This is a genomic window from Pseudomonas sp. BS3782 TE3695, assembly GCF_050435305.1.
Taxonomy (GTDB): Bacteria; Pseudomonadota; Gammaproteobacteria; order Pseudomonadales; family Pseudomonadaceae; genus Aquipseudomonas.
In genome coordinates this window covers 2,107,875-2,124,210 of the sequence record NZ_JBNDKB010000001.1, presented here as the reverse complement: position 1 = coordinate 2,124,210, position 16,336 = coordinate 2,107,875, and the positions used below count along the sequence as shown (strand labels likewise).

General features: G+C 56.1%; 18 protein-coding genes. 9 read left to right on the top strand and 9 right to left on the bottom strand.

Going from position 1 to position 16,336, the window contains the following annotated elements; translation table 11 throughout:
* The first annotated feature begins 23 nt into the window (after positions 1-23).
* Complete coding sequence (gene nth, locus ABH909_RS09635) at positions 24-662, top strand: endonuclease III (RefSeq protein WP_429432628.1); 639 nt, start codon at positions 24-26, stop codon at positions 660-662.
* A gap of 108 nt (positions 663-770) precedes the next feature.
* Entirely contained in the window at positions 771-950 is a 180-nt protein-coding gene (locus tag ABH909_RS09630; protein ID WP_429432625.1) for a PA3496 family putative envelope integrity protein, read from the top strand.
* A 91-nt stretch (positions 951-1,041) separates the two neighbouring features.
* Here ABH909_RS09630 and ABH909_RS09625 read toward each other — a convergent pair whose 3' ends face one another.
* On the bottom strand, positions 1,042-1,668 hold the full coding sequence (locus tag ABH909_RS09625; RefSeq protein ID WP_008069501.1) for a response regulator transcription factor: 627 nt from the start codon (positions 1,666-1,668) through the stop codon (positions 1,042-1,044).
* Positions 1,669-2,218: 550 nt separating this feature from the next.
* Between ABH909_RS09625 and ABH909_RS09620 the strand changes: the two genes are divergently transcribed.
* Complete coding sequence (locus ABH909_RS09620; protein ID WP_429432622.1) at positions 2,219-2,800, top strand: hypothetical protein; 582 nt, start codon at positions 2,219-2,221, stop codon at positions 2,798-2,800.
* A 175-nt stretch (positions 2,801-2,975) separates the two neighbouring features.
* On the opposite strand, the gene ABH909_RS09615 is transcribed toward ABH909_RS09620, so the two are convergent.
* On the bottom strand, positions 2,976-4,193 hold the full coding sequence (locus ABH909_RS09615; protein WP_095632266.1) for an argininosuccinate synthase: 1,218 nt from the start codon (positions 4,191-4,193) through the stop codon (positions 2,976-2,978).
* 129 nt (positions 4,194-4,322) lie between these two features.
* Positions 4,323-5,231 carry a flagellar protein MotY gene (locus ABH909_RS09610; protein WP_429432619.1) on the bottom strand — a complete coding sequence of 303 codons (909 nt, stop codon included), beginning with the start codon at positions 5,229-5,231 and terminating at the stop codon, positions 4,323-4,325.
* A 158-nt stretch (positions 5,232-5,389) separates the two neighbouring features.
* On the opposite strand from ABH909_RS09610, the gene pyrC reads away from it, so the two are divergent.
* Both pyrC and rnt read left to right on the top strand, forming a co-directional pair.
* Positions 5,390-6,436 carry a dihydroorotase gene (pyrC, locus tag ABH909_RS09605; protein ID WP_429432616.1) on the top strand — a complete coding sequence of 349 codons (1,047 nt, stop codon included), beginning with the start codon at positions 5,390-5,392 and terminating at the stop codon, positions 6,434-6,436.
* On the top strand, positions 6,433-7,110 hold the full coding sequence (rnt, locus tag ABH909_RS09600) for a ribonuclease T (protein ID WP_008069497.1): 678 nt from the start codon (positions 6,433-6,435) through the stop codon (positions 7,108-7,110). The genes pyrC and rnt overlap by 4 nt, the downstream gene beginning before the upstream one ends.
* Before the next feature lie 116 nt (positions 7,111-7,226).
* Here rnt and ABH909_RS09595 read toward each other — a convergent pair whose 3' ends face one another.
* Positions 7,227-7,829, bottom strand: coding sequence for a peroxiredoxin (locus tag ABH909_RS09595; RefSeq protein ID WP_429432613.1), 603 nt, complete (start codon positions 7,827-7,829; stop codon positions 7,227-7,229).
* A gap of 325 nt (positions 7,830-8,154) precedes the next feature.
* Between ABH909_RS09595 and ABH909_RS09590 the strand changes: the two genes are divergently transcribed.
* Positions 8,155-8,373 carry a bacterioferritin-associated ferredoxin gene (locus tag ABH909_RS09590; RefSeq protein ID WP_123500682.1) on the top strand — a complete coding sequence of 73 codons (219 nt, stop codon included), beginning with the start codon at positions 8,155-8,157 and terminating at the stop codon, positions 8,371-8,373.
* A 199-nt stretch (positions 8,374-8,572) separates the two neighbouring features.
* Positions 8,573-9,046, top strand: coding sequence for a bacterioferritin (bfr, locus tag ABH909_RS09585; protein ID WP_429432609.1), 474 nt, complete (start codon positions 8,573-8,575; stop codon positions 9,044-9,046).
* A gap of 171 nt (positions 9,047-9,217) precedes the next feature.
* Here the strand turns inward: bfr and grxD are convergent, their stop codons facing one another.
* The 3 genes from grxD to ABH909_RS09570 all read right to left on the bottom strand — a co-directional run bounded on the left by grxD (position 9,218) and on the right by ABH909_RS09570 (position 12,190).
* Positions 9,218-9,559 (bottom strand): Grx4 family monothiol glutaredoxin, encoded by a 342-nt coding sequence (gene grxD / locus ABH909_RS09580; protein WP_095632272.1) that lies wholly within the window; start codon positions 9,557-9,559, stop codon positions 9,218-9,220.
* 97 nt (positions 9,560-9,656) lie between these two features.
* A complete protein-coding gene (locus tag ABH909_RS09575; RefSeq protein WP_429432605.1) occupies positions 9,657-11,765 on the bottom strand; it encodes a molybdopterin oxidoreductase family protein in 2,109 nt (702 codons plus the stop codon).
* A 134-nt stretch (positions 11,766-11,899) separates the two neighbouring features.
* Positions 11,900-12,190 (bottom strand): hypothetical protein, encoded by a 291-nt coding sequence (locus tag ABH909_RS09570; RefSeq protein ID WP_429432602.1) that lies wholly within the window; start codon positions 12,188-12,190, stop codon positions 11,900-11,902.
* A gap of 406 nt (positions 12,191-12,596) precedes the next feature.
* Between ABH909_RS09570 and argF the strand changes: the two genes are divergently transcribed.
* Complete coding sequence (gene argF / locus ABH909_RS09565) at positions 12,597-13,517, top strand: ornithine carbamoyltransferase (RefSeq protein WP_429439810.1); 921 nt, start codon at positions 12,597-12,599, stop codon at positions 13,515-13,517.
* A complete protein-coding gene (locus ABH909_RS09560; RefSeq protein ID WP_429432599.1) occupies positions 13,514-14,623 on the top strand; it encodes an ABC transporter ATP-binding protein in 1,110 nt (369 codons plus the stop codon). Before argF ends, ABH909_RS09560 begins: the two co-directional genes overlap by 4 nt.
* Before the next feature lie 172 nt (positions 14,624-14,795).
* Here the strand turns inward: ABH909_RS09560 and ABH909_RS09555 are convergent, their stop codons facing one another.
* Positions 14,796-15,578 carry a PhzF family phenazine biosynthesis protein gene (locus ABH909_RS09555; protein ID WP_429432596.1) on the bottom strand — a complete coding sequence of 261 codons (783 nt, stop codon included), beginning with the start codon at positions 15,576-15,578 and terminating at the stop codon, positions 14,796-14,798.
* A 109-nt stretch (positions 15,579-15,687) separates the two neighbouring features.
* Complete coding sequence (ybaK, locus tag ABH909_RS09550; RefSeq protein WP_429432593.1) at positions 15,688-16,158, bottom strand: Cys-tRNA(Pro) deacylase; 471 nt, start codon at positions 16,156-16,158, stop codon at positions 15,688-15,690.
* Between the last annotated feature and the right edge of the window lie 178 nt (positions 16,159-16,336).

Genomic DNA, 16,336 nt, shown 5'->3' with positions numbered 1-16,336 from the left:
GCCTTCGAGGAAACGCATCGCCCATGAATGCCGCAAAACGTCTTGAAATTTTCCGCAGGTTTCACGAAGACAACCCTGAACCGAAGACCGAACTGGCCTACTCTTCACCGTTCGAATTGTTGATCGCCGTGATTCTCTCGGCGCAATCGACCGATGTCGGCGTGAACAAGGCCACCGGCAAACTGTTCCCGGTGGCCAATACACCAGCAGCAATCTATGCCTTGGGCGTCGAAGGGCTGTCGGAATATATCAAGACCATTGGTCTGTTCAACAGCAAAGCGAAAAATGTGATCGAAACCTGTCGCTTACTGGTGGAGCGCCATGGAGGTGAAGTACCGCAAACCCGCGAGGCACTGGAGGCTTTGCCGGGCGTCGGTCGCAAGACCGCCAATGTGGTGCTTAATACCGCCTTTCGTCAGCTGACCATGGCCGTGGACACTCACATTTTCCGGGTCAGTAACCGTACCGGCATTGCTCCGGGCAAGAACGTGGTCGAGGTGGAGCAAAAACTGATGAAGTTCGTGCCCAAGGAATATCTGCTCGACGCCCATCACTGGCTGATTCTCCATGGGCGCTACGTTTGCCTGGCCCGCAAGCCGCGGTGTGGCAGCTGCCGGATCGAGGATTTATGCGAATACAAGCAAAAAACCTCGGACGATTGAGGCCCTATTAGTTTTTTTGATTGATCGATTGAAAAAATCTTTTTTACCCGCCGGGAAATTGTCGATATAAGGAGCGCCAAAGGGCAGCCTTAGCCTGGAGTTAACCTTATGAGCACTGGCAAAGAGCAATTGGACGTAGAAGACGACTTCACCCCCGTTGAGGCCGATGACGCTGAGCCGGTCATGGAAGTGGCGAAGACCAACCTGAGCAAACGCCGCACCATTGACAACCTGCTGGAGGAGCGCCGACTGCAAAAGCAATTGGCCGATTACGATTTTGACTTGTAACACTTAAAAGCCTCCCGAAACGGAGGCTTTTTACTAAGTGCCGTCCGTTGACAAACACCTGTTCATCGCGCCTCGCCAAACGCTGGCAGCTTCATACCAGGCCATTGCGCTGGGCCAATTCAATCAGGTCGACCAGTGAGCGAGCATTGAGCTTTAACAGAAGACGAGTTTTATAAGTACTAACGGTTTTATTGCTGAGGAACATTCCATCGGCGATCTCCTTGTTTGTCTTTCCTCGGGCCAATTGTTGCAGGACCATCATCTCTCGCCCGGACAAACGATCCACCATATCCGCTTCACTGGCATTCCCCAGACTGGAACGCACGGTATGCAACGCCTGATTAGGAAAATAGCTGTAGCCTGACAATACAGCTTTTATTGCACTGAGCAACTCAGTGAGATCCTGTTGTTTGCAAACATATCCGGCGGCACCCGACTGCATGCAACGCATGGAAAAATGGCCTGGCGCCTGGGATGTCAATATCAATACTTTAAGAGGCATCGCCGTTGATGTCAGGCGCGCGATAACTTCCAACCCATCCAGTTTCGGTATTCCAATATCCAGTATGACAATATCCGGCATAAGATCACGGGCAAGTTGTAATGCGTCCACACCATTATCTGTTTCTGCAATGACTTCGTAGCCATGACGCTCCATTAGCATACGTACCGCAAGCCGAATGACGGGGTGATCATCCACGATCAGCACTTTATTCATGGGCAAGTCCAATTTTCGCTGTTCGAATTTTTAGAGCCCGCACCATAGCCTAGTCGTTTCACCCATGGCACGCCGTCACCCTCGGCCACTCGCAGCGAGAGACATAGCCTACAAACAACACGGATTATTCCTACAAAAAATCATTGCCATACGAAGAAACAGAGATTTTACTGATCTACTATTGTTCAATGCTTCGACAGTTTTTTGTATCGACTTACAACCAAAAAACGACAAAAAAACAGTGTCGACACATTAATCCACGAGATGCCGACTATTGAGCCACCCTTAAAAGTAACGGGTATTTTCCAGCACCTTCTTGCGCAACCTGGCTCAATAAGCAAAAAAGTTCACACACCGTAACACTTAACCAATAACATAGCGCCAACAAAAAACAATTAAACAGCCATACCCGAACCCGCAACAATACAGCTACTATAACAACCTCACTACTCCAATAAAAACAATTCAACACCACAGAAAAATAGTCTGATATCAGTTATTACAACCCATCAACCAATCGAGAAAAGACAAAACTTAATGAGCAGACAATATGATAAAACTCAAAAAAAGAATCACCAACCCCATGACAATTATTGCCATATTTGCAGCACTGTCTGAAACATCGGCCGCCGTATCCCTTCCTTTTCTCGACAATGAGGAGAGAAAACTCTATGTGTGGTTCCTGATCAGCTTTCCCTTTTACTTGCTTTTTCTTTTCTTCGTTACTCTCAACTTCAACTATCGATCGCTTTACGCGCCCTCCGATTTCGTGAAGGACAAGCATTTCATAAAAGCCATGGAGAACGTTCATCATCCGAGCAACAACCCATCCAGCGTAGCGCCCGAAAGCTCGACCCAGCACCATGTAAACCTGCCTGCCCCGCTAAAGGATCTGCATATCGTTGATGCACGGTGGATACACAAAAAAATGGCGTTCAGCGCCTTGATGGAAAGCATTCAGTACCCTGCGGACAATCCCGCACAGGTGATCGTATTTCTCACGTGTACCGATTCGGATAAATTGCTGAAGACAAATACGCTCAAACATTGGAAACAAATAAAGAAACGTAATAGCGCAACGTTCTGTATTTCTTACAATTTGAGCTCACAGGGCGTGACGATAATGGGCTAGGTATTGAACTGTCGCACATTAGAAAGGCAGCCCTTGAAGCAGATCAAGGACAGAAAGCAAAAGGAACGGTCAGCGGAAACAAGAAGAAAGCGAAGCGTTATATGCAGCAGCCCCTCTTTCAAATTTGTGGCCTTGTCATCAACAAGGCCACAAATTCATTACCGACTCAAAGGCCTCAGAAAAGCTTGCGGCCTTTGTTCGCTGCAATACGCATGCGCAAGGCGTTGAGCTTGATGAAGCCCGCCGCGTCGGCCTGGTTGTAGGCGCCGCCATCTTCTTCGAAGGTCGCAATGTTGGCGTCGAACAACGACTCGTCGGACTTGCGGCCGGTGACGATCACATTGCCCTTGTACAGCTTCAGGCGCACTACGCCATTCACGTGGGCCTGGGAAGCATCGATCATCTGTTGCAGCATCAGACGCTCAGGGCTCCACCAGTAACCGGTGTAGATCAGGCTGGCGTATTTAGGCATCAGCTCGTCTTTGAGGTGAGCCACTTCGCGGTCCAGGGTGATCGATTCGATCGCGCGGTGTGCGCGTAGCATGATGGTGCCGCCCGGGGTTTCGTAGCAGCCGCGAGACTTCATGCCGACGTAGCGGTTTTCGACGATGTCCAGACGGCCGATACCGTGTTCGCCACCGATACGGTTCAAAGTCGTCAGCACGGTGGCCGGAGTCATTTCGACGCCGTCCAGTGCGACGATGTCGCCGTTACGATAAGTCAGTTCCAGGTACTGCGGTTTGTCAGGAGCGTTCTCCGGGGAGACGGTCCATTTCCACATGTCTTCTTCATGCTCGGTCCAGGTGTCTTCCAGCACGCCGCCTTCATAGGAGATGTGCAGCAGGTTGGCGTCCATCGAGTACGGGGATTTCTTCTTGCCGTGACGCTCGATAGGGATGTTGTGCTTTTCAGCATAATCCATCAGCTTTTCACGGGAGAGCAGGTCCCATTCGCGCCACGGAGCGATCACTTTCACACCTGGCTTCAAAGCGTAGGCGCCCAGTTCGAAACGAACCTGGTCGTTGCCCTTGCCGGTCGCGCCGTGGGAAATGGCGTCAGCGCCGGTTTCGTTGGCGATTTCGATCAAGCGCTTGGCGATCAACGGACGAGCGATGGAAGTACCCAGCAGGTACTCGCCTTCGTAAACGGTATTGGCGCGGAACATCGGGAACACGAAATCTCGCACGAATTCTTCGCGCAGATCGTCGATGTAGATTTCTTTTACGCCCATGGCCTGTGCCTTGGCGCGGGCCGGTTCGACCTCTTCGCCCTGACCCAGGTCAGCGGTGAAGGTCACTACTTCACAATTATAAGTATCCTGCAGCCACTTGAGGATCACCGAAGTGTCCAGGCCGCCGGAATACGCCAGAACGACCTTGTTTACGTCCGCCATGCCATCACTCCACGGGGTTCTACGGAAAGCCGTCAAGTCTACCGCCCATGCAGAATAATTTACAGAGGCGCGACAGCTTATGACGACGAAGCGACAGATTATGTCGAGCGAGCGACGATTTCAGCGGGTTCAGGAGGTCTTCGCGCTGCCCGCGGAAGCAGTCGCTGGAGGCGCCGGTTGCTCGATCGGCGCTACCCGTTCAAGGCGTACGGCAACCCGGCGGTTTTTCGCCCGATTGGCGGCGTTATTGTTCGGCGCCAGAGGATAGCGCTCACCGTGAAAACGCAGGGTGATCTGCGATTCCTGGATACCATTGGCCTTGAAGAAGTCCATCACGGCCAGCGCCCTGCGTCGCGACAATTCGCGGTTGGTCAGGCGGTTGCCGCTGTTGTCGGAATGGCCGTCGAGCTCAATATGGTTGACCGTCGGATCGGCTTTCATGAATTCCAGCATGACCTGTAAATGGGCCTTGGCTTGGGCGTCGAGATCGATACCCTCCCCCGGAAAGCCGATTTGGGACTGCTTCACCTGCTCGAAATTCTGCGGTAGCAACTTGGCCACGCACCCCTGATAGTCACTGTAGGCCTTGCTGAATTTGACTGGCAGCAGACGAACTTCGGATACCCGCCCCTCGCCCGAGGAGTGTCGAACCACCGGGCTGCGACCGTCCAGCAACCCGCTGATCAGGCGCCCGGCCTGAAGTTGCGAGCTGTTGAACAGCACGTTGCCACTGCCCATTCGCACCGAGCCCAGGTTGATGTCGCCACGCCCCGGCTGCCATGGCGCAGCGGCCGCCAGCAAGGTCGCGGAACCGCCACCGATCATCGAGTTGTAGGCCTTCAAGCGAAATGTCGCCTGTTCGCCGGCGCGACGCACGAACTCTCCCGAGCCGAAATCGGTGATGGGCTGAGTCAGGCGGCATTCGAACTTGTCACCTTCGACCGTCCACTCGATGCTCTCCAGACGGGTCTGGAAAGTGAGCGCCATCGCAGGAAGGCTGGCAAACACACTGAGCAAGGCTAAATAACGCTGGCGCACGGGAGGGCTCCACTGGCTTGTGCAACAAAAAGACCGAAACACATCTTTACGGCATACCTGTTGGATATCGGAAGCTTGCCGCAAAACTTGATAGCGAGTGCCTGCAAGAGTCTTTTCCGGTAGCATTCCCCTGAGTTTGACCCGCCTGGAATCCCCTCATGTCCGACCGCCTGACCCTGCTGCGTCCCGACGACTGGCATATTCATCTTCGCGATGGTGCTGTGTTGACCAATACCGTCGCGGATGTCGCGCGCACCTTTGGTCGCGCCATCATCATGCCCAACCTGGTACCGCCGGTACGCAACGCTGCTGAAGCCAATGGCTATCGCCAGCGGATTCTCGCCGCGCGTCCGGCCGGCAGCCGTTTCGAACCGCTGATGGTTCTGTACCTGACCGACCGCACCCAGCCCGAAGAAATTCGTGAGGCCAAGGCCAGCGGTTTCGTTCACGCCGCCAAGTTGTACCCGGCCGGCGCGACCACCAACTCGGACTCGGGCGTCACCAGCATCGACAAGATTTTCCCTGCACTCGAGGCCATGGCCGACGTCGGGATGCCCTTGTTGGTTCACGGTGAAGTCACCCGTGGCGATGTCGACGTTTTCGATCGCGAAAAGATCTTCATCGATGAGCACTTGCGTCGAGTGGTCGAGCGTTTCCCGACCCTCAAAGTGGTGTTCGAACACATCACCACCGCTGATGCCGTGCAGTTCGTCAACGAGGCTTCGGCCAACGTCGGCGCAACCATCACCGCCCATCACCTGCTGTACAACCGCAACCACATGCTGGTGGGCGGGATTCGGCCGCACTTCTATTGCCTGCCGATCCTCAAACGCAATACCCACCAGGAAGCCCTGCTCGACGCCGCCACCAGTGGCAGCGACAAGTTCTTCCTGGGCACCGACTCGGCGCCCCATGCCCAGCACGCCAAAGAAGCGGCTTGCGGCTGTGCTGGTTGCTACACCGCTTATGCCGCGATCGAGATGTATGCCGAAGCCTTTGAACAGCGCAACGCGCTGGATAAACTCGAAGCCTTCGCCAGCCTTAATGGCCCGCGCTTCTACGGCCTGCCGGTGAACACCGATCGCATCACCCTGGTCCGCGATGAGTGGACCGCCCCAACCAGCCTGCCATTTGGTGAGCTGACTGTAATCCCGCTGCGCGCCGGTGAAAAACTGCGCTGGCGCCTGCTGGAGGAACACGCGTGAGTGAAGACCATTTCGACGATGAACAGGACGGTCAAGGCAACGGAGGTGGTCCTCGTCATCCAATGGCTGCCAGATTCCGCGGTTACCTGCCGGTTGTCGTCGACGTAGAAACCGGCGGCTTCAATTCGGCCACCGATGCCTTGCTGGAAATTGCGGCGACCACCATTGCCATGGACGAAAAAGGCTTTGTGTATCCCGATCACACCTACTTCTTCCGCGTCGAGCCATTTGAAGGCGCGAACATCGAAGCGGCCGCTCTGGAATTCACCGGGATCAAACTCGATCACCCGTTGCGCATGGCCGTGAGTGAAGAAGCGGCCCTGACTGACATTTTCCGCGGCATCCGCAAGGCCCTGAAAGCCAACGGCTGCAAACGGGCAATTCTGGTCGGGCACAACAGCAGCTTCGATCTGGGCTTCCTCAACGCCGCTGTCGCACGCCTGGACATGAAACGTAACCCGTTTCATCCATTTTCCAGCTTCGATACCGCGACCCTCGCCGGTCTCGCCTACGGTCAAACCGTATTGGCCAAGGCCTGTCAGGCAGCCGATATCGACTTCGACGGTCGCGAGGCTCATTCGGCTCGCTACGACACCGAGAAGACTGCCGAGCTGTTCTGCGGCATCGTCAATCGCTGGAAACAAATGGGCGGCTGGGAAGACTACAACGACTGATCCATCACTCATCTGATGCCGAGGGAGCTTGCTCTTTCAAAGTGAACAGCATGGGTTTATCCCGCCCATAAAAAAACCGGCCTCATCAGCCGGTTTTTTTATGCCTCGAACGTGCCTTACAGCGCAGCAGCGTGCTCGGTCAGGTAGGCAGCAACGCCTTCTGGCGAAGCGTTCATGCCCTTGTCGCCTTTTTTCCAGTTGGCAGGGCAAACTTCGCCATGCGCTTCGTGGAATTGCAGAGCGTCGACCAGACGGATCAGCTCTTCCATATTACGGCCCAGCGGCAGGTCGTTGATGATCTGCGAGCGGACAACGCCTTTGTCGTCGATCAGGAAGGCGCCACGGAATGCAACGCCGTCAGCGGACTGAACGTCGTAAGCCTTCATGATTTCCTGCTTGATGTCGGCAGCCATGGTGTAACGAACCTGACCGATACCGCCATTGTTCACCGGGGTGTTACGCCATGCATTGTGAGTGAAGTGCGAGTCGATCGACACCGCGACCACTTCCACGTTGCGCTCTGCGAAGTCAGCCATGCGGTTGTCCAGAGCGATCAGCTCGGACGGGCAAACGAAGGTGAAGTCCAGTGGGTAGAAGAACACCAGGCCGTATTTGCCTTTGATGGCCGAGGACAGGGTGAAGCTGTCTACGATTTCGCCATTGCCGAGTACGGCCGGTACGGTGAAGTCAGGGGCTTGTTTGCCTACGAGTACGCTCATTGGATATCTCCTGGTGTAATAACGTTGAAGAACAGGGTTCATGCCAGCCTGCCACCCTCGGGCGACAGCCCTGTGACACAAACCTGCTTCGCAAAAGGCCGACCATCATACACCGCGTTTTTCACCTGTCCTTAGCGCCTTAATGGTTTTTTTCCTGGACGGTAAAAAGACTGCTTCTATATTTTTCGCCTGACAGCGTGAGATGAAACCGTTCGTCAGTCACAGGCCCTTATGACAAAAACCTTTCAGAAACCACTTTGACAATCATTCTCGTTAACATTAAGATCCATCGCAATTGAGTCACAACCAGCGACGGTTTTCACTTATGTATGTCTGCCTCTGCACTGGCGTCACCGATGGTCAAATCCGCGATGCAATCTATGAAGGTTGCTGCAGTTATCGGGAAGTTCGTCAGGCCACTGGCGTTGCCAGCCAATGCGGTAAATGCGCCTGCCTTGCCAAGGAAGTGGTCCGTGAAACCCTCGGCAAACTGCAATCAGCCCAGGCGTCGATCCCTTACCCCGCAGAATTTACCGCCGCTTAAAGCCCTTATTTCAAAGAACCGGACTTGATGTCCGGTTTTTTTATGTCTGAAAATCAATTGCTTAGAGGCTAGACGCGGAACACAAACATTCTTATTCCGATTAATTTTCATTTAAGTTTCAATAACTTAGGTTTGACACTCTTAATCATGCGGCTCAAACTCTGCCTTATAAACAGCTAATACAGGGCAGGACCCCATCATGAAAGGCGACATTACAGTCATCCAGCACCTCAACAAAATCCTTGGCAATGAGCTGGTCGCGATCAATCAATACTTTCTGCATGCGCGCATGTATGAAGATTGGGGTCTGAACAAGCTCGGCAAGCACGAGTACCACGAATCCATCGACGAGATGAAGCACGCCGACAAGCTGATCAAGCGCATCCTGTTCCTTGAAGGCCTGCCGAATGTCCAAGACCTGGGCAAGCTGAACATTGGCGAACACACCAAGGAAATGCTTGAGTGTGACTTGAAGATCGAACGCGACGGCCATGCCGATCTGAAAGTCGCTATCGCTCACTGCGAAACTGTTGGCGACTTCGGTAGCCGTGAACTGCTCGAAGACATTCTTGAATCCGAAGAAGAACATATCGACTGGCTGGAAACCCAACTGGGCCTGATCGATAAAGTCGGCCTTGAGAACTATCTGCAGTCGCAGATGGGCGAAGAGTAGGAGCTGTCGAGTGAAACGAGGCTGCGATCTTGACGATCGTAGCGGCGACATCTCAGTAACTTGTTTAAGTGCAATAAAAAGCCCCGCTCCTCTTTCGAGGGCGGGGCTTTTTAGTTGCTGAGATCAAGAGATCGCAGCCTCGTTTCACTCGACAGCTCCTACAGGAGCTAATCAGGCGTCGGTCTTGTTGGCAGCAGCAGCTTCAACGGCAGCTTTGATCGTCGCTTGCAACGAACCGTCAGCAGCCATTTCAGTCATGATATCGCTACCCCCGATCAGCTCGCCACCGACCCACAATTGCGGGAAGGTTGGCCAGTTGGCATATTTCGGCAGGTTGGCGCGGATTTCCGGGTTCTGCAGGATGTCCACATAGGCAAACTTTTCGCCACAGGCCATTACAGCCTGCGCAGCTTTCGCGGAGAAGCCACACTGTGGGGCATTCGGCGAGCCTTTCATGTAAAGCAGAATGGTGTTGTTGGCAATCTGCTCTTTAATCGTTTCGATGATATCCATGGAGCACCTCGGCTGAACTTTCCGACTCAGTGGTCGGCACGGTGGCGCATTGTAACGGAAACCCGAGCGCCATGCTCGGCCTCCCCGACAGTCATGTTCACGCCGCCGCCACGGTCACCGGTACGCCATTCAACGCCGCATTACCCGACAACTCATCGAGCTGACATTCATCAGTCAGGTCATTGGCGCTGGAGCCGGGTTGACTGCTGGCAATCGTCATCTGCACACCCGGTCGCGCATGACCCCAACCGTGCGGAAGGCTGACCACACCTTTCATCATATCCAGGCTGGCGACCACTTCAACCTCGATCACCCCGACCCGCGAACTGACGCGAACCCGCTGCCCGTCGCTGATCCCGCGGCTGGCCAGGTCATCCGGGTTCATCAACAATTGATGGCGCGGCTTGCCCTTCACCAGACGGTGATAATTGTGCATCCATGAATTATTGCTGCGCACGTGGCGGCGACCGATCAGCAGCAACTCATCGGCAGCCGGTGCTTGCAGTGCCCCGAAGCGCGCCAGATCGGCGAGAATCTCGGCAGGTGCCGCCTGGACTCGCTGATTGGCCGTTTTCAAGCGTGGCGCCAGATTGGGTTTGAGCGCCCCCAGATCGATACCGTGAGGATGATCGAACAAAGTCGCCAGTGACAGCTTATGTTCCGAAGCGTCGCCATACCGTCCCATCCGCAGCCCCAGGTCGATCATCTGCGCGGGAGCGATAGTCGGCTTCAGCTCTTTGCCAGTCTTCGCTGCAAAAGCCTTGGCCAGCCCCACGAAAATTTCCCAGTCATGCAGTGCGCCTTCGGGCTTGGCCAGGATCGCCCGGTTGAAGCGGGTGACGTTGCGCACCGCGAAGAGGTTGAACGTGGTGTCGTAATGATCGTTTTCCAGCGCCGACGTCGACGGCAGGATCAGGTCGGCATAACGCGTGGTTTCATTGATGTAAAGGTCGACACTGACCATGAATTCCAACCCGTCCAGCGCCTGCTCCAGTTGCCGGCCATTGGGCGTGGACAGCACCGGATTGCCCGCCACTGTGATCAGTGCGCGGACCTGCCCTTCCCCTTCGGTAAGCATCTCTTCGGCCAGCGCCGACACCGGCAGTTCTCCAGCATATTCCGGACGCCCGGACACCCGGCTCTGCCAGCGGTTGAAATGCCCGCCCGAGGTCGAGGCCACCAGATCCACCGCAGGCTCGGTGCACAACGCACCGCCCACCCGGTCGAGGTTGCCGGTGACCAGATTGATCAGTTGCACCAGCCAATGGCACAGGGTACCGAAAGCCTGGGTCGAAACGCCCATACGGCCGTAGCACACCGCTGTCGGCGCTGCCGCGAAGTCGCGCGCCAGTTGGCGGATCTGCTCAGCGGGCACCGCACACAGTGGGCTCATGGCCTCGGCAGTGAAGCCTGCGATCGCTTCACGCACTTCATCCAGGCCATCGACCGGCAAATGACTGTCGCGGGTCAAGCCTTCGGCGAACAAGGTATTGAGCAGCCCGAACAACAGCGCCGCATCGCCACCGGGGCGCACGAACAGATGCTGATCAGCCATCGCCGCCGTCTCGCTGCGACGCGGATCGACCACCACCACTTTGCCGCCCCGGGCCTGAATTGCCTTGAGGCGCTTCTCCACATCCGGCACGGTCATGATACTGCCGTTGGAAGCCAGTGGATTGCCGCCCAGGATCAGCATGAAATCGGTGTGATCGATGTCCGGGATCGGCAGCAGCAAGCCGTGGCCGTACATCAAATGACTGGTCAGGTGATGGGGCAACTGATCGACCGACGTCGCGGAAAACCGGTTGCGGGTTTTCAGCAGGCCGAGGAAGTAATTGCTGTGGGTCATCAATCCGTAGTTGTGTACGCTGGGATTGCCCTGATAAACCGCCACCGCGTTCTGCCCGTGACGCTCCTGGATCGCCGCCAGGCGTTCGGCCACAAAACTGAAAGCATCTTCCCACTCGATAGGCTGCCATTCGCTGCCTGTTCGCCGCATCGGCTGACGCAGGCGATCCAGATCGTTCTGAATGTCTTGCAGGGCAACCGCTTTGGGGCAGATGTGCCCACGGCTGAAGGTGTCCTGTGGATCACCCTTGATCGAGGTGATCTGTACGCCGCTGCCTTCGACCTCGGTGGTTTCGATGGTCAGGCCGCAGATGGCTTCGCACAGGTGGCACGCACGGTGATGGAGAGTCTTGGTCATGGCCAGTCTCTGTTTTGTTCTGGGCGGGCAATAGCGGCCGCGGGAACAAAACTATGGCGCGCGATCCGCCCCTTTGCCAGCGATGTTCGTCTTGTGAATCGGCGACCATCAGGCCAGCCGATGGCAGCAACGGATCAGTTCAACGGCAGACTCGGCGGCGCCTGCGACTGGATCTCCTCAACGGTTTCGATCTGCTCGTGGGCAATATGCACGCCGGTGAGCTCGCCGATCAGTCGCCAATGCTCGTCGAGCCCGGCGCTGATAGTGGCCATGCGGTCAATCATGCGTCGGCCGGCCGCCTTCGTGACCTCGTCTTCACTGCGCAACAACTCGAAAGACATCGAGGTCATGGAAGCGGTGAGGTGAGTCAGAGAGCGGGCCGTAAGCCCGAGTAATTCCATTAACAGCTGTTCTTTCGATTCCATTCCAGATGGCTTCCTGCATCGCTCGTGCCTTAGTTATAACGCAGCACTTTGCTTTAGCAAATGTTTCGGACAAGACACATTGCCCGCCAAAGACCCGAATGACAGGTCAAAAACCGACCGCCAGCGTGTCGCCCGCGCCCTGTTTGATTGCCAAGCCCAGCGAGCGCGGTGTACAAATGGTTAGCTGCTGTCAGGAAACAGGCTTCAAAAGCGCTACTGCGGTCACCCGTAGCCCCTCTGAAATCCCCTAAACACCGTAGCCTATTGGAAAAACGCGACATTTAATGTCAATATCGCGCCTTCCCCTATTTCGTCGCCCCGTGCGGCTTACGCCGCAGGTCTCGCCCGTTTTTCAGTTAAACAAGGCTTTGAGTATCTGCGGTCTGTTGCAAAAAGGTAGTCAATGATGAGCGCAAGGCACTTTCTCTCCCTGATGGATTGCACGCCCGAAGAGCTGGTCAGCGTGATCCGTCGAGGCGTTGAGCTCAAGGACCTGCGTAACCGCGGCGTACTGTTCGAGCCTTTGAAAAACCGCGTCCTGGGGATGATTTTCGAGAAGTCCTCGACCCGCACCCGTATCTCGTTCGAAGCCGGCATGATCCAGCTGGGCGGCCAGGCGATATTCCTGTCGCCACGCGACACCCAATTGGGTCGCGGCGAGCCGATCGGCGACTGCGCCATCGTCATGTCGAGCATGCTCGATGCGGTGATGATCCGTACCTTTGCCCACAGTACCCTGACCGAATTCGCCGCCAATTCCCGCGTGCCGGTGATCAATGGCCTGTCCGATGACCTGCACCCCTGCCAATTGCTGGCCGATATGCAAACTTTCCTCGAACACCGTGGTTCGATTCAAGGCAAGACTGTGGCCTGGATCGGCGATGGCAACAACATGTGCAACAGCTACATAGAAGCGGCGATCCAGTTCGACTTCCAGTTGCGCATCGCCTGCCCGGAAGGTTACGAACCCAATCCTGAGTTCGTGGCTAAAGCCGGCGATCGGGTGACCATCGTCCGCGATCCGCAGGAAGCCGTGCGCGGTGCGCACCTGGTGAGCACCGATGTCTGGACCTCAATGGGCCAGGAAGAGGAAACCGCCAAGCGCCTGAAGTTGTTCGCACCGTTCCAGGTCAACCGTGCCCTGCTCGACCAGGCCGCCCCGGACGTGCTGTTCATGCATTGCCTGCCGGCCCACCGTGGTGAGGAAATCAGCCTCGACCTGCTCGACGACTCACGTTCGGTGGCCTGGGATCAAGCCGAAAACCGCCTTCATGCACAAAAGGCCTTGCTCGAATTCCTCGTCCCGCCTTCGTACCACCACGCATGAGCCAGCCATTACTGCTGAACCTGCGCAACCTGGCCTGCGGTTATCAAAACCTGCGGGTTGTGCAGAACCTCAACCTGCATTTGAATGCTGGAGATATCGGTTGCCTGCTGGGGTCTTCGGGCTGCGGCAAAACCACCACCCTGCGGGCGATTGCCGGCTTTGAACCGGTGCACGAAGGTGAAATCCAGTTGGCGGGCGAAACCATCTCCAGCGCCGGCTTCACCCTTGCCCCGGAGAAACGCCGGATCGGCATGGTATTTCAGGATTACGCATTGTTTCCGCATTTGAGCGTGGCCGAGAACATCGCTTTCGGGATCCGCAAGCACCCGCAAAAGGATCGCATCACCGAAGAGCTGCTCGAACTGGTCAACCTGAAAAACCTCGGCAAGCGCTTCCCCCATGAGCTGTCCGGTGGCCAGCAGCAACGTGTGGCATTGGCCCGCGCCCTGGCGCCGGAACCGCAACTGCTGTTGCTCGACGAACCGTTCTCTAACCTCGACGGCGAATTGCGACGCAAGCTCAGTCATGAAGTACGCGCCATTCTCAAGGCACGCGGCACCAGTGCAATCCTGGTGACCCACGATCAGGAAGAAGCCTTCGCGGTCAGCGACCATGTCGGTGTTTTCAAGGAAGGTCGCCTGGAGCAGTGGGATACACCCTACAACCTCTATCACGAACCCCTGACGCCATTCGTGGCCAGTTTCATTGGCCAGGGTTATTTCATTCGCGGTCAGTTGAGCAGCCCGGAGTCGGTGCAGACCGAGTTGGGTGAATTGCGCGGCAACCGTGCCTATACCTGGCCCATCGGTTGCGCTGTGGATGTGTTGTTGCGCCCGGACGATATCGTCTATGCGCCGGACAGCCCACTGAGGGCGCAGATTGTTGGCAAGAGCTTCCAGGGCGCATCAACCTTGTATCGCTTGCTGTTACCTACGGGCGCGCAGCTGGAATCGATTTTCCCGAGTCATGCCGATCATCTGGTCGGTGCTGAAGTCGGCATTCGGGTGGCGGCTGAACACTTGGTGCTGTTCCAGGCGAACGGCAGCACGGCGGCGCAGATTCCGGTGATCGAATCCGGTGTTCGGCGGTACAGCTCCGCTAGCTGAAAAACGCGGACACAAGCGGGCTTGCTCGCTGTGGCGAGGGAGCTTGCTCCCGCTGGTTCGCGAAGCGGACCCAAATCCAGCGAATGCGGTTCGCTGGATTTACGACTGCTTCGCAGCCGAGCGGGAGCAAGCTCCCTCGCCACAGCAGGCAAGCCTCGCTCCTACAAAAAAATCATCCGAGCATTAATTTGCCGCTTGCGACCAGCGTCGCATTGCCGCCAATACTCACTCGCTCCCCTTCCATCTGGCAGAACAACTCCCCGCCTCGCGCCGAACACTGATAAGCCGTCAGACTCGATTTGCTCAAGCGTTCCGCCCAATACGGAATCAGGCTGCAATGGGTCGACCCGGTAACCGGGTCTTCGTCAATGCCGATTGCCGGGGCAAAGTATCGCGATACAAAATCATGCTTGCTGCCCTTGGCCGTCACAATGGCGCCCAGCCACGGCAGTTTTGCCAGTGCAATCATGTCCGGCTGACAGTCGAGTACCGCTTGCTCGGATTCCAGCACGATGAACAACTCTGTCGAACCCAGAATATCGATTGCTTTCACACCCAAGGCGCGCTCGATATCCGCGGTCACGTCCACTTCTGTCGGCACGATGGCCGGGAAATCCAGCCACAAGCGCTCGCCCTCACGGCTGACACTCAGCGGGCCGGACTTGCAGATGAAGTCCAGCCGTTCGACCGGTTCCTTATAGACTTCAAACAGAACATAGGCGCTGGCCAGGGTTGCATGGCCGCATAACGGGACTTCGGTGGTCGGGGTAAACCAGCGGATGTGCCAGACAGGCCCCTCACGCACCAGAAACGCAGTTTCGGCGAGGTTGTGTTCGGCGGCGATTTTTTGCATCAACTCATCGTCGAGCCAGGTATCGAGCCGGTACACCATCGCCGGGTTGCCACTGAACGGGCGATCACTGAACGCGTCGACCTGATGAAACTCTAGCTGCATGCCACTTCTCCCTTTTTCAGGTCGACGAGCATGAAGCCACGAAGCGCCCTTCGCCAGTAACAGAACCAGTCAATTTCCACCATACAGACTGACGCCCGAGGCCTTTTGCTCAGGCGCGACCGATATCGGCGAACTTCGCCTGGGTGTGCTCGGCCAACACGGCGGGCGCCAGTTCGACTTCCAGTCCACGCCGTCCGGCGCTGACGAAGATGCTGGAAAAAGGCTGAGCCGAATGATCAATAAAGGTACGCAAACGCTTCTTCTGCCCGAGCGGACTGATGCCGCCTAACGGATAACCTGTCGCGCGCTGTGCAGCCGCGGGATCGGCCATTTCGACTTTCTTCACGCCAGCGGCCTGCGCCAGCGCCTTCAAGTCCAGACTTCCGACGACCGGCACCACCGCCACCAACAATTCCCCCTTTTCGCTGGCCGCCAGCAATGTCTTGAACACCTGCGCCGGGTCCAGGCCCAGTTTTTCCGCGGCCTCCAGACCATAGGACGCTGCCTTTGGATCATGTTCGTAACTGTGCACGCGATGTTCGGCACGAACTTTTTTCAACAAATCCAATGCGGGGGTCATGGCAGCTCCAGGCTTGGCGGCAGAAGAAAAAATACTGCGCAGGATTCTAGGTCATTGATCGATAAAAGGCTCTATTACAACGCTATTTCAAAAGCTTGGCCGGGCTACTGTGCCGTTCGTCCACGGTCAGCCTCCCCGATGAACGATGCGGTCATTCACATGACTAATAGTTGAAATG

Coding starts and splice junctions, on each gene's coding strand:
- ABH909_RS09595 (WP_429432613.1), bottom strand. CDS start 7,829: ATGAGCGTACTCGTAGGCAAACAAGCCCCTGACTTCACCGTACCGGCC.
- ABH909_RS09555 (WP_429432596.1), bottom strand. CDS start 15,578: ATGCAGCTAGAGTTTCATCAGGTCGACGCGTTCAGTGATCGCCCGTTC.
- ABH909_RS09615 (WP_095632266.1), bottom strand. CDS start 4,193: ATGGCGGACGTAAACAAGGTCGTTCTGGCGTATTCCGGCGGCCTGGAC.
- ABH909_RS09630 (WP_429432625.1), top strand. CDS start 771: ATGAGCACTGGCAAAGAGCAATTGGACGTAGAAGACGACTTCACCCCC.
- ABH909_RS09560 (WP_429432599.1), top strand. CDS start 13,514: ATGAGCCAGCCATTACTGCTGAACCTGCGCAACCTGGCCTGCGGTTAT.
- ABH909_RS09620 (WP_429432622.1), top strand. CDS start 2,219: ATGATAAAACTCAAAAAAAGAATCACCAACCCCATGACAATTATTGCC.
- pyrC (WP_429432616.1), top strand. CDS start 5,390: ATGTCCGACCGCCTGACCCTGCTGCGTCCCGACGACTGGCATATTCAT.
- bfr (WP_429432609.1), top strand. CDS start 8,573: ATGAAAGGCGACATTACAGTCATCCAGCACCTCAACAAAATCCTTGGC.
- ABH909_RS09625 (WP_008069501.1), bottom strand. CDS start 1,668: ATGAATAAAGTGCTGATCGTGGATGATCACCCCGTCATTCGGCTTGCG.
- ybaK (WP_429432593.1), bottom strand. CDS start 16,158: ATGACCCCCGCATTGGATTTGTTGAAAAAAGTTCGTGCCGAACATCGC.
- nth (WP_429432628.1), top strand. CDS start 24: ATGAATGCCGCAAAACGTCTTGAAATTTTCCGCAGGTTTCACGAAGAC.
- ABH909_RS09575 (WP_429432605.1), bottom strand. CDS start 11,765: ATGACCAAGACTCTCCATCACCGTGCGTGCCACCTGTGCGAAGCCATC.
- argF (WP_429439810.1), top strand. CDS start 12,597: ATGAGCGCAAGGCACTTTCTCTCCCTGATGGATTGCACGCCCGAAGAG.
- grxD (WP_095632272.1), bottom strand. CDS start 9,559: ATGGATATCATCGAAACGATTAAAGAGCAGATTGCCAACAACACCATT.
- ABH909_RS09590 (WP_123500682.1), top strand. CDS start 8,155: ATGTATGTCTGCCTCTGCACTGGCGTCACCGATGGTCAAATCCGCGAT.
- ABH909_RS09570 (WP_429432602.1), bottom strand. CDS start 12,190: ATGGAATCGAAAGAACAGCTGTTAATGGAATTACTCGGGCTTACGGCC.